Source organism: Rickettsia sp. MAE-05 (assembly GCF_057319745.1).
This window is the reverse complement of the sequence record NZ_JBLTIO010000001.1, coordinates 530,912-543,832: the sequence shown is the minus strand read 5'-3', so window position 1 is coordinate 543,832 and position 12,921 is coordinate 530,912. Positions and strand designations below refer to the sequence as shown.

The following is a 12,921-nucleotide window of genomic DNA, read 5'->3' as shown; positions in this document are numbered from 1 at the left end:
AGACAAGATGAATTTCAAGGCGAGCCTGCGGAGCGTATATTAATACGTGAGCACAGGCGAGACCTGCAAAATTCGCTTGTATCAAGTTTTCTGAATTACCCTGTTTCTAGAAACCAAATCCAAAAAGCTATTAAGAATTCGCAAGTACAGATTAATGATGTAATTATTTCTGATCCTGATGTTTTGGTCAAGGAGAATGATGTTATATTATTTTCTTTTAAAGAACCTGAAGAGCTAAAAATTGCAGCAGCAAATATAGCACTTGATATAATTTACGAAGATGATGATTTGATAGTAATTAACAAAGCGGCAGGTATGACGGTACACCCAGGGGCAGGACATCATGATGATACGCTTGTTAATGCATTACTTTATCATACGAAGAATCTATCGGATATAGGTTCAGCAGAAAGACCCGGGATAGTGCATCGTTTAGATAAAGACACTACAGGTTTGATGGTGGTTGCTAAAAATAATAAAGCCCATATGTTGCTTGCAAATCAGATAGAACAAAGGCAGGTAATACGGAAATATAAAGCTTTAGTCTGGGGAGTGATTAACCCGCTAGAAGGAGTCATTAAGAATAATATCGGTCGTAGCCGAGTAGATCGTCAAAAAATGACCATATTAAAATACGGTGGTAAAGAAGCCGTGACGCACTACAAGACTCTAGAGCTGTTTCACAAGGGTACTATTAGTATGGTGGAATGCAGGCTTAGTACCGGCAGAACTCATCAAATCAGGGTGCAGCTAAGCCATTTAAAGCATTCGGTAGTAGGCGACCAAACTTATGGTAATAATGACCGAAAAATTGCTCATTCACCTCCTGAGCTAAAAGCAAAATTAATCGATTTTAAACGCCAAGCTCTGCATTCTTGGTATTTAAGTTTTACTCATCCGACTAGTAATGAAATTATGGAATTTTCTTGTGAGTTGCCAAGGGATATGGAGGAGATTATAGCCACCGATGCATTGCACAAATTCATTGAACTTAAGAAACAAGCTCCTTTGGGTAATATAGAAGATATTTTAGAGATGAAAAATCTAGGTAGAAAATGAGAACTTGACATAAATTGTATTACAACTATAATGACACTATGTGTTTATAATTGTAATACTTAAGAGTTATGTCTGCACTTACTGTAAGATTACCCAATGATTTAGCCGAGGAAGTAGCTAAAAGGGCTAAAAAACTTCATATTTCACGTAGTCAATATATTAGAAGATCTATTGAAACTATGAATAAAAGCCTATATGAGCAAGAAAGAAAAGAAAAATTATTTGCAATTAGTATGCGTACAAGAAAAGAAAGCATGAAAATAAATTCCGAATTTTCTAATATAGAGCATGACCCTGAAAATTAATCTCGGAGAAATTTGGCTTGCCGATTTAAATCCTAGAGTTGGTAGTGAGCTTGGTAAAACAAGACCTGTATTGATTATTCAAGATCAAGTATTATTGGACGCAAAACATCCTTCTACTTTAATCATTCCGCTAACAACTAATTTAATAGACGATGCTTTCCCTTTACGAATTCGTATTAAAGCTCATAATAAATTAGAAAGAGATTCAGATCTTTTAATAGACCAAATACGTAGTATAGATAATAAACGGTTAATTTTAGGTCCTCTAACTACTTGCAGTCCTATCATTATGCAAACAATATATAAAGCAATATTAGAAATTATAGGAGTTGGACCTGTTCCGTGCAATATTCTATAAAACAAGTCTTGAGTAAAGCATCAGATAAATTAAATAAAATAGGTATCAGTTCGTCGCAATTAGAAGCACGAATCTTACTACGGCATGCTATAAATACACCTATCGAATATTTGCTTATTAATCTTGATGAGCAGTTAAATGAAGCTGAGATAGAAGCTTTTGAAACACTGTTAGAGAGAAGATTAAAGCATGAACCGATAGCATATATTACAGGTGTCAAAGAATTTTACTCACGTGAATTTATTGTTAATAAACATGTGTTAATTCCAAGAAGCGATACTGAAATTTTGGTGGAAATAGTTCTAGGGCTACTCAAACCGTCATTGCGAGCGACTAAAAGGAGCGCGGCAATCTCAGGAATTTTGCCTGAGATTGCTTCGTCGACGCCTATAGCGTCTTCTCGCAATGACGAATACACACAAATCCTCGAGCTTGGCATCGGTAGCGGTTGCATTGCTATCAGCCTATTATGCGAACTACCCAATGCTAATGTAATTGCCACCGATATAAGTCTTGATGCAATAGAAGTTGCAAGGAACAATGCTCTTAAACATCACATAACGGATCGCATTCAGATTATTCAAAGTAATTGGTTTGAAAATCTAGGAAAGCAAAAATTTGATGTTATAGTTAGCAACCCACCATATATATCGCACACCGAAAAATCAGAGATGGTACTTGAGACACTGAACCACGAGCCGCATCTTGCATTATTTGCTGAAGAGGACGGCTTACAGTGTTATAGAATAATTGCCGAAAATGCAAAAAAATTCTTAAAACCAAACGGTAAGATTGTATTAGAAATAGGTTTTAAACAGGAAGAGGCGGTAACCCAAATTTTCTTAAGTAATGGTTATAATATTGAAAGCGTTTATAAGGATCTACAAGGTCACAGTAGAGTAATATTATTTTCTCCTATTAATCTCAATCGTTCATATGCAAGGCGAATCGGTAAAAGCTTATCAGGGCTGCAACAAAATTTATTAGATAACGAACTACCGAAATATTTATTTTCCAAAGAAAAGCTTATTGATGAAAAACGTAAAATCTTTTTAGAAATAGGTTTTGGTATGGGCGAGCATTTCATTAACCAAGCCAAAATGAATCCTGATGCACTTTTTATCGGGGTAGAGGTATATTTAAACGGCGTTGCAAATGTTTTAAAGCTTGCGAGTGAGCAGAATATCACAAATTTTTTATTATTTCCTAACAATTTAGATTTTATATTAAACGATTTACCAAATAATAGTTTAGATGGAATTTATATTTTATTTCCTGATCCATGGATAAAAAATAAGCAAAAAAAGAAACGCATTTTTAATAAGGAACGTCTTAAGATTTTGCAAGATAAGCTAAAAAATAACGGTAATTTAGTGTTTGCTTCCGATATCGAAAATTATTTTTATGAGGCAATAGAGCTAATAAAGCAGAATAGTAATTTTGAAATTATGAATGAAGATTATTATCTAACCTCACATGATAATTATGTAATTACCAAATATCATCAAAAAGCTATTAAGGCGAATAGAACACCGAAATTTATCATTTTGCAGCACGTTTCAGGCGATCATTAATTGCAGCCCCTATATTCACTCGAGGTATAGGGCTAACAGCTATACCTCGTGCATCATGAGAGGCAGCATAATCGTCTAGGACTCTCAAATAAGCATAAAGATTTGCAGCAGCTTCTATAAGGTCGCCTTTAAGGCTTAGATTTAATGAGAATCTTCCCGTAAGATTGCTATTGCCAAAATTTAATCCAATTTCTCTATCCTCTAAATTTATAGCATTTAATCTAACCGGCACATTAGGAGAATAGTGCTTTGCAAGCATTCCAGGAGCTTTTACAGCGTCATTTGTTACTTTAAAAACTTTTACCCCAAGTACTTCTTCTAAAATTTCAGCAGTTATAAAGCCCTCTCTAAGAATAGTAGGAGTAGCGGTTGTTGTATCGATTATCGTTGACTCTAAACCATATTCAGATTGATAAATTTCAGGTGCTAAAATAAAAATTTCCTGATTATCCTTAAAATGTTTTGTAACATGCTCGGCGTTAGTCGAACTAATATAGTTTGAAGGGTTAGCACTTGGTGCGGCTATAGGTACACCTGATTGTCTGATAAGTTCTAATGCTAGCGGATAAGACGGTATCCGAATCGCTATTGTATTAAGCCCTGCCGTTACACTAGGAGCAATATTTGCATTCTCTTTTAAAGGGACAACTATAGATAATGGTCCAGGCCAAAATTTTTCTGCTATCTTTGTAGCTAAATCATTAAACTTTCCTATTTCCTTTGCTTGCTCTATGGATGATACATGCACAATAAGCGGATTAATAGCAGGACGATTTTTAAACTGAAAAATCTTTAAACACGCCTCATTATTTGTAGCATCTGCTCCAATTCCATAAACTGTTTCGGTTGGAAAAACAACTACCTTGCCGGATTTTATAAATTGAACTGCTTTACTGAACATTAATTTAGTTATTTTGGTTTTGTTATATATCTGCTTCTCTATGTCATTCCCGCTTCTAGCGACGTTGTTGCGTGACTCATTTATGTCATTCCCGCGGAAGCGGGAATCCAGTACTTTAAAGATCTTTAAAAGACTTTTTTAAAGCTCGATTTATCTCGCTTTACGCTGGATTCCCGCTTTCGCGGGAATGACACCGAGCGGGCTTTTTGAGCCATGCAACAACACTGCTTCTAGCTAGGAATGACATAGGAAAGTTTCAATCATAAGCGGTTAAACTTGGCTATCTTATCAAATAACTCGCAAATATTATGTAATAACGATAAGCGATTTTCTGCGATTTTTGGATCAGGATCATTAACTAGTACGTTATCAAAAAAGTTAGTAATGGGAGTTAATAGAGATGATAATAAATTTAAAGCTTTCTTATAATCTTTATCAGCTATACTATCTATAATTTGTGGTGAAATTTTTTGGATTACTTCAAATAATTCTTTTTCAGGTTGTGTACTAAAGAGGCTCACATCAACTAAGCCGGTAATTTTCTGATTACCGATTATATTGCTAGCTCGTTTGTAAGCATTTAATAATTGCTTGCCTGCATCTTCTATTAAAAATTCTTTTAACGCCTCAAGCTTAAATTTTGTATCTACTAAATTTAAGTCAAGAGCTGCATTAATTAATGCAATATCATAGTCATTTTTAAAGTAAAATTTTGCTCTTTCTTCAAAGAAAGATATTGTTAAATCCTTATTTTTATGAGAAGAATCTCTATATAAGTTTATAGAAAAACTAATTAAATCATTTAAATTTAGCTCTAATTTATTTTCAAGTATTATTCTTATTATGCCAAGAGCTTGACGTCTTAAGGCATATGGATCGCCTGAACCTGTTGGGGCTTCATCCGCTATCATTAAACCGACTAAACTATCTAGTTTATCAGCTAAAGCAAGCAAAGCAGCATTCCCGCTCGGTGTATTATCATTAAGTCCTTGCGGTTTATAATGGTCTCTAATTGCAGCGGCTACTTCTTCACCTAGCCCCTCATGCTTTGCATAATAATAGCCCATAATACCTTGCAAATCAGGAAATTCTCCAACCATCTCAGAAACAAGATCGCTTTTGCAAAGTTTAGCTGCTGTAATTAAATCTGTATTGTCTAGAGCTATATAACTACAAATTTTAGCTACACGCCCAACTTTTTCTCTTAAGTTACCAAGCTTTGCATGAAATGTTACAGCTTCTAATTTGCCTAATCCTGATTCTAAAGTTTTAGCTATATCTTGTTTATAAAAATATAAAGCATCCGAAAGACGTGCAGATAGTACTTTTTCATTACCTTTAATAACGAGTTCGGCATTTGCAAATCTACCATTACTGACAAAGAGAAAATATTGTGCGAAATTTCCTTCTTTATCGAATAGACAGAAATATTTCTGATGTGTACGCATCGAAGAAATAAGTACTTCTTTAGGTAGCTCTAAGAATTTTTGTGGGATTTTTCCAAGTAGCACAACAGGAAATTCACTAAGCCCTGCTACTTCTTCAATTAAACGATTATCTTCTTTTATGTTTAGATTACGAGAATTTGCCAGCTCTAATAAGCCAGTTTTAATTATTTCTTCTCTCTTTGTTCTTTCTAAAATAACATGATTTTCTAGAAGTTTATTTTTATAATCCTCAAAATCTGTTACTTCTAATTTTTTATTATCAGTAAGACGATGCCCGTACGTAATATTATTAGCGGTTAAATGCCCAAATTGCAGTGGTAGTACTTCGCCATCAAATATACATAAAATATTTCGCAGAGGTCTAATCCATTTTATTTGGTAATCACCCCAAAACATCGATTTTGCCCAGCTATATTTATTAATAGCTTCTATAATAATCTCGGGCAAAATTTCTTTTATCTCTCTTTCTTCTGTTTTTTTAACAAAGAAATAATATAGCTGATTATTAATTAATTTAGTAGAAAGCTCTAATTTACTAACGTTATGAGCTTTACAAAATCCATTAATTGCAGCTTCCGGAGCATCTATACTCGGTCCTTTAATTTCCATTTCTTTCGGTAGAGTTACTTTCGGTAAGTGGGTAGCGTGCAGCGTTATCCTACGAGGTCCTGCAAATAGTTGTACTTTTGCAAATATTTCATTTTCTTCAAAAATTTTCGTGAATATGTTTAAATAACCCTCTTCAGCATTTTTTTGCATGAATGCAGGTATTTCTTCACTAAATAGCTCTAATAATAATTCACTCACCGCTTAACTCCAACCATTTCATACAACAAATTTTAGCTAAGTGCCGTACTCTTAAAATATAAGAGGCACGCTCAGTAACGCTAATTACCCCAAGTGCATCTAATCGATTAAAGGCATCGCTTGCTTTTGTACATTCATAATAAGCAACATGTGGTACATTTTCTTTTACTAACCGCTCACATTGTTCTTCGCTATCTTTAAAATGTCGTACTAACATCTCACTATCTGCAAGCTCTAAATTATATTTTGAGTATTGTCGTTCAGCCTCGAAATCAACTTCCCCGTATTTTAAAGCTTTTTCTCCTATTTGCCCATTCCAATCCAGTTCCTTTACTTCATCGACACCTTGAATATATAATGCAAGCCGCTCAAGCCCATAAGTGATTTCACCGGCAACAGGACGGCATTCAATACCACCGATTTGCTGCATATAAGTAAATTGGGATACTTCCATACCATCACACCATACCTCCCAACCAAGCCCCCAAGCCCCGAGCGTCGGCGACTTCCAATCATCTTCAACAAAACGAATATCATGCGTTTTTAAATCTATGCCTAAACATTCTAAGCTTTTAAGATATAAATCTTGAATATTATCCGGCGATGGCTTTAAGATAACCTGAAACTGATAGTAATGTTGCATTCTGTTAGGGTGCATGCCGTATCTGCTATCGCCTGGTCTTCTTGATGGCTGAACATATGCAACAGACCAAGGTTTTGAGCCAAGACATCTAAGTACCGTTGCAGGGTGAAATGTACCTGCTCCAACATGTGCATCGTAAGGCTGCAATATTGCACAGCCGTAATCCTGCCAGTAATTTTGCAAGGCTAGTATAATTTGCTGAAATGATAGTTTTTTCATAAATAATTATGGTTATTATGTCATTCCCGCAGAAGCGGGAATCTAGTAAAGCATATAAAAAACAAATTTTTATATGCTTATTTATTAAATATGCACTTTTGTACAATGTCACGCAGCTTTGTTGTATGGCTCAGAAAAAGCATACAATGTCATTCCTGCGAAAGCAGGAATCCAAAAAAAATATAAATACAGCAAGTTTTTGAAATTAAAAGCTCGCTCTATCTCGCTTTATGATGGATTCCCGCTTTTGCGGGAATGACATAAAGAACAATGACCGGTCTACGCAACAAGACCTACGGCTGCTCGCAATGACGAAATAGCATAACACAAAGTTCTTAATAATACTCCTTACCGATCTCGATTTTAGGGCGGTTATTAGCTACACGCCAATCGTTAGTATCACGGAAAGAATAAACACAGCCGCAAAATTCTTGCTTATAAAAATTCTCTTCTTTGGCGATTTCATACATCCTACTAGCACCACCGTCTTTACGCCAATTGTAAGTCCAATATGTTATCCCCTCATAATGAGATGCGGCTCTAATCCCTGATTCATTAATTTGATTCATATCTTTCCATCTAGAAATACCAAGCGAGCTAGTTATAACTTTAAAGCCGTTCTCATAAGCATATAAAGCCGTACGCTCGAAACGCATATCAAAACACATTGTGCAGCGTTTACCTCTCTCAGGCTCAAACTCCATCCCTTTAGCACGCCTAAACCAATTTTGCGGATCATAATCTGCGTCGATAAATTCTATATTATGCTTCTCAGCAAACTTAATATTTTCATTCTTACGAAGCTCATATTCTTTTTTAGGATGAATATTAGGATTATAGAAAAAAAGCGTAAACTTAATACCAGTATCGATCATTTTCTCCATTAAAGGACCAACGCACGGAGCACAACAACAATGGAGTAAAACCTTACTTTCACCATCCGGTACTTCAAAAATTTCACTCATGATTAGCTGACCAAATTCTTTTTATATGTCTCTTTATAGAATTTTAGGATTATAGAAGATAACAAAGCAAGTGCAATTAAATAATATGCAATAGCATAATTGTCTCCGGTAACTTTCGTTAATATCATTGCTAACATTGGAGCAGTACCGCCAAATATAGCAGCTGCAAGGTTGTATGAAAGTGCAACACCGGTAAATCTTATGCTAGTTGGAAATATCTCTACTAAAACCGTTGGGATAGGTCCCATATAAATAGCGATAATTCCAGCAAATATTACTTGAGATATTATAGCTAAAGTAAAGTTCATTGATCCTAAGGCTAGAAAAATAGGATAGACTGATAAAATTAACAAGATAATCCCCCATATTAGTACAGGACGCCGCCCCACTTTATCCGAAACATACGCAGATATAGGAAATACTATCATCATTACGATTAATATTATACTACTAACAATTGCGCTTTGCTGACTAGTATAACCAAGCGTTTGCATAAAATTACCGATAAAAACCGTAGAAGTATAAAAAGGAGCAGTTACGGTAATATAAAGACCAAGTGCGATAATTAGTTCTTTTGGGTATTTTGTTAATGTTTCTCGTAAAGGAAAACGTGCTAAACGCCCTGTTTCCTTAGCTTTTTTATAAATAGGACTTTCTGCTAGGTTTTTTCTAATATATAAACCTACAGAGCTAATAAATAAACCGGCAATAAAAGGTATTCTCCAACCCCATTCAAATAGCATATCGGCGGGCATAAAATAAGAAAAACCGGCTGCTGTAGCAAGTCCAAGCAGCATACCGCCGCACATACTAACGAATGAGCTACTCCCCGCAAGTCCTCGCTGCTCGAACGAAGCATGTTCTACAATATACGAAATACAACCGCTAAACTCCCCTCCTAAAGAAAAACCTTGTATGAGTCTTATAACAGTTAAAATAATAGGAGCGGCAATACCTATAGTTTTATAGCCTGGTAAGAGACCTATCCCGGCAGTCGGTATTGCCATAGTTATAATACCCATTACCAAAGCGGTACGTCTGCCGAATCTATCACCGATATTACCGAAAATAATACCGCCGAGCGGTCGTACTATAAAGCCTGCAGCAAATACCGCAAAAGTTAAAGTCTCTCGCATTTCTGAATCCGGAAAAAAATGCTGCCCTATAATATAAGCAAATTGAGCATATAATGCATAATCATACCATTCTAAAGCATTGCCGATCATGCCGGATATTACTACTTTTCTCATTAAGTTATTTTATTGATTTTAAAAAAGATAATAAGAGGAATATTTTATATTCTCAAGTAAAAACATAATCCGAACAAAATAAGAGAGTAGTTATACGAAGATCAAATTTAAAAAGAGCAAGGAGTCTGTAAGCCGAGGAGCGGAGCGTATATTAAACATTCAGCATCCGAGGACTTACAAAGACGACGGGTCATGCCTCCATATTGCAGTTACGCCTATTAAAAAGCTATACGTTCAATAAGAGTACCAATAACCTTATCATGAATATCCAATGACTTGGAAAAGCAGATTGTCTTACGTGCAAGCCTCTTGCATCTCGTTCTAAGGTTCAAGTTACTTCGTTCTATCCGTTGAGTGTATTTTTTACTGATAATATGCTTTTTAGGGTCTAATAACCTAGCATAACTCCCCCATCCATCTGTATAGTAAAAAGTCACCTTGAAATTCTCTAGTTTTTTCAGTAATGATTCTAATGTGCTATCACATCTTGTACCAAACGTATAAGCAACTACTTTTAACGAAATCTTATCCAAGGCATACCAAAGCCATCGTTGTCTGGATTTATTCTGTACATAAGACCATTGTTCATCTATCTCAGGAGCAATAATTACTTCTGTTGTACTGATAGAATGATTTATTGTTTTTAATACTAGATTTTTTTAAAACACGGATAACTGTATTGATACCCACTTTTAATACTCTTACTGTATCTCTAACTCCAGAGCCGTTGATTGACATTTCTACTATTTGCTCCTTAACTCCAGGCTTAGATGCATTATTAATATACTCCAATTGAAAATATCGATTACACCGCTTGCATTGATATCTCTGTTGTTTTGAAATTGAATATCCTGACTTTATTACTTCTTCTGTGTTGTTACAATATCTACACTTAACATCTATTTTTGCCATAACTCCTTAACTATAATTCTCTCTTATTACTGTTTGAGGATTATGGACTATTTACTCTAAACTGCAATACGGAGGCACGACCAAAGAATTATACTGTTTTGTATAAAAGTCAATAAAGGATTTTTAAATAGATTAATAATATTTCTTAATGCTTAATTACAAATTAGAGGAGTATCTAATATATTAGACCAAACTTTATCCCAACCTTTTGCATGAGAAATATTAGGAAAAGTTTTCTTTTTTACACATGGTGAGTTACTTGTTTTTACGTAAAGTTCTGCTATGAAAGGCGGAACTCTTTTGTCATCCATGCCGGAGAGATGTAATTGAGGGATATTATTAACCTGTTTTGCATAATTTATCGGGTTTAACGATTTAACTAAGTAACCACGATAATTATGATATTTATCAAATTTTTCAGTATCTAAATTACCGGCAATCGTTATAATATCTTTAACATTACTATTTTGAGCGGCAATTAATATTGTAAGCCCGCCCCCACCGGAGAAGCCGACTAAGCTAAATTTTTGTCCGTTATTAATAATATTTATGACATTGTTAATTGAATCTACGACTTCCTGCCCCATTCTTTTATCTAACCAATAATCGCTAACGCATTTTGGATTCATTTCTAAAGGAGTATATTGACAAGGTCGTGCTATATAAACAACATTCGGTCTTTTATCCATTGTAGCAAGCTTTAAGAGCATCGGATTAACAGGGGTAGGGTTGTCAGAGTTAACGCCGCCATCTGCAAGATGCCCATCTCCCTCAATATAGAATACGAAAGGTAGGTTATGGTCTGTAATACGCTGATAAGTCGTAAGAGTAAAATCACCACCATTTACTAGCCTCATCTGAAAGTTATTTTGAGTTGCTATATCTTGTGAATGCTTTACCCTACTAGCTACATCATGGGTAGTAGAACAGCCTGAAAGAAATATTGGTATTAAAAATATTATTGCCCAAATAAATTTTTTCATTATTACAGAGGTTTAAAATTACTGATAAGTTTTTCTAAATTCTTAGTCATAATAATATCGATCTGTCCTGAAGATTTTAGTTCTTCATCTGTTAATTCTTTTAAACCGCCACTTAAAGTAATTTGAACAATCTTATAATTTCTAGAACGCCAAAACTTTAAATAGGTATCTATATCTTTCATCCAAAATGGTGACCATTCTTGGAAAACAGTTAAGTTCGGAGAACGATCAATTAATTTTTGAGCTCCATAAACGGCATTTTTTTCAGCACCTTCAATATCCATTTGTAAGATATCGATAGTTTGAATTTCTTTTATACTGTCAATATTTACTGCATCAACTGTAATAAGCTCCTCTTTTTGTGTGGTGTCGAGTCTTTTAATATGGGAAGCACCGGTATTACCAGTATCTTTTGCTAAAAAAGATACTGTAGTATTTTCAGAGAATGCGGCTTTAGGGTATATTTTAGCATTAGTAATATTATTTAAAACTAAATTAGTTTCTAAAAACTTTAACACATAAGGATTAGCTTCAAAGATTGAAATTTGTCCTTCGTTTGCTAGCTTACTAATAAGAACTGCATGTATACCGATATGTGCCCCTAGGACTAGTACTTTATCTCGTGGTTTTATTATTTGACGCAATGCATTTTGGAGATGTGGCTCCCATTCAAGAGTGTCTGCAATATAATTACTTACATCCTCTTTAGCTTTTAATAAAATATTTAAATTGTTTTTATCTTTAAATAAGCACCCCTCTAAAGTTAGAGTTTAAATTCAAGAGATTAGTATTACAATATGTCACTGGGCAGGGAGTGGATTCGGTCGTCACACATGTAGGATTACAAACAGACTCAAGTTTTGAGATTAATTGCTTATAATAGTTATTTCGTTTTTTGTGCTTATAAATTCCTACTCCTAGTAAAATTATTATAGAAATAATTAATAGCGTTATAATTTTGTTTTTATTTAATGTTGACATTTATGTATATCCTTGATTTGCTTATTAAAACGGTATTTCATCGTCTAGGTCGCTATGGTCAAAGGAATGATTTTTAGCTTCAGGATGTTTATATTCGCTATGCCCTGAATCTTGAGTATGATTATTAGAGTTTTTACTATCTAATAATATTAATTGTGAATTAAAATTTTGTAACACAACTTCCGTGGTATATTTTTCTTGACCTGAATTATCATTCCACTTACGGGTTTGCAATGAACCTTCAATATATAATTTACTACCTTTTGTGACATAGCGTTCTACAACAGATACTAACCCTTCGCTAAATATCACTACTCTATGCCACTCAGTTCGTTCTTTTCGTTCGCTGGTAATGCGATCTTTCCAAGTTTCGGTTGTTGCTAAGGAAAGATTAATGATTTTTTTCCCTTCGCCCGTAGTTCTAATTTCCGGATCACGCCCTACATTACCTATTAATATTACTTTATTTAAACTACCTGCCATAGATTACTACCTATTTTAAAATATTATTATTGC

The 12,921-nt window shown here is 34.5% G+C and carries 11 protein-coding genes and 2 pseudogenes; 4 read left to right on the top strand and 9 right to left on the bottom strand.

The window, feature by feature from the left end; all coding sequences use genetic code 11:
• Positions 1 to 102: 102 nt before the first annotated feature.
• The 4 genes and pseudogenes from ACNFN7_RS03095 to trmB form a co-directional block, all read left to right on the top strand.
• Positions 103 to 1,059 (top strand): annotated as a pseudogene (locus ACNFN7_RS03095) (RluA family pseudouridine synthase); the annotation flags it as partial.
• A 68-nt stretch (positions 1,060 to 1,127) separates the two neighbouring features.
• Entirely contained in the window at positions 1,128 to 1,364 is a 237-nt protein-coding gene (locus ACNFN7_RS03090) for a ribbon-helix-helix protein, CopG family (protein ID WP_485440773.1), read from the top strand.
• The gene (locus ACNFN7_RS03085; RefSeq protein WP_485440772.1) at positions 1,348 to 1,722 is read left to right on the top strand and encodes a type II toxin-antitoxin system PemK/MazF family toxin; all 375 of its coding nucleotides are present in this window, start codon (positions 1,348 to 1,350) and stop codon (positions 1,720 to 1,722) included. The genes ACNFN7_RS03090 and ACNFN7_RS03085 overlap by 17 nt, the downstream gene beginning before the upstream one ends.
• The gene (gene trmB, locus ACNFN7_RS03080) at positions 1,707 to 3,296 is read left to right on the top strand and encodes a bifunctional peptide chain release factor N(5)-glutamine methyltransferase PrmC/tRNA (guanosine(46)-N7)-methyltransferase TrmB (protein ID WP_485440771.1); all 1,590 of its coding nucleotides are present in this window, start codon (positions 1,707 to 1,709) and stop codon (positions 3,294 to 3,296) included. Before ACNFN7_RS03085 ends, trmB begins: the two co-directional genes overlap by 16 nt.
• Here the strand turns inward: trmB and ACNFN7_RS03075 are convergent.
• The 9 genes and pseudogenes from ACNFN7_RS03075 to ACNFN7_RS03035 all read right to left on the bottom strand — a co-directional run bounded on the left by ACNFN7_RS03075 (position 3,265) and on the right by ACNFN7_RS03035 (position 12,888).
• Positions 3,265 to 4,197 carry an L-threonylcarbamoyladenylate synthase gene (locus tag ACNFN7_RS03075; RefSeq protein WP_485440770.1) on the bottom strand — a complete coding sequence of 311 codons (933 nt, stop codon included), beginning with the start codon at positions 4,195 to 4,197 and terminating at the stop codon, positions 3,265 to 3,267. The genes trmB and ACNFN7_RS03075 overlap by 32 nt on opposite strands.
• A gap of 260 nt (positions 4,198 to 4,457) precedes the next feature.
• On the bottom strand, positions 4,458 to 6,452 hold the full coding sequence (gene glyS, locus ACNFN7_RS03070; RefSeq protein ID WP_485440769.1) for a glycine--tRNA ligase subunit beta: 1,995 nt from the start codon (positions 6,450 to 6,452) through the stop codon (positions 4,458 to 4,460).
• Positions 6,445 to 7,314 (bottom strand): glycine--tRNA ligase subunit alpha, encoded by an 870-nt coding sequence (locus tag ACNFN7_RS03065; protein ID WP_485440768.1) that lies wholly within the window; start codon positions 7,312 to 7,314, stop codon positions 6,445 to 6,447. Before ACNFN7_RS03065 ends, glyS begins: the two co-directional genes overlap by 8 nt.
• 335 nt (positions 7,315 to 7,649) lie before the next feature.
• A complete protein-coding gene (locus tag ACNFN7_RS03060) occupies positions 7,650 to 8,279 on the bottom strand; it encodes an epoxyqueuosine reductase QueH (RefSeq protein WP_485440767.1) in 630 nt (209 codons plus the stop codon).
• Between the two features lie 2 nt (positions 8,280 to 8,281).
• On the bottom strand, positions 8,282 to 9,529 hold the full coding sequence (locus ACNFN7_RS03055) for a metabolite/H+ symporter (protein WP_485440766.1): 1,248 nt from the start codon (positions 9,527 to 9,529) through the stop codon (positions 8,282 to 8,284).
• Between the two features lie 218 nt (positions 9,530 to 9,747).
• Positions 9,748 to 10,441, bottom strand: a pseudogene (locus ACNFN7_RS03050) (IS1 family transposase).
• Positions 10,442 to 10,593: 152 nt separating this feature from the next.
• A complete protein-coding gene (locus ACNFN7_RS03045) occupies positions 10,594 to 11,424 on the bottom strand; it encodes an alpha/beta hydrolase family protein (protein WP_485440765.1) in 831 nt (276 codons plus the stop codon).
• Between the two features lie 2 nt (positions 11,425 to 11,426).
• Complete coding sequence (locus ACNFN7_RS03040; protein ID WP_485440764.1) at positions 11,427 to 12,068, bottom strand: FkbM family methyltransferase; 642 nt, start codon at positions 12,066 to 12,068, stop codon at positions 11,427 to 11,429.
• A gap of 361 nt (positions 12,069 to 12,429) precedes the next feature.
• Positions 12,430 to 12,888: a single-stranded DNA-binding protein gene (locus ACNFN7_RS03035; protein WP_041079061.1), complete on the bottom strand. Its 459-nt coding sequence runs from the start codon at positions 12,886 to 12,888 to the stop codon at positions 12,430 to 12,432.
• Between the last annotated feature and the right edge of the window lie 33 nt (positions 12,889 to 12,921).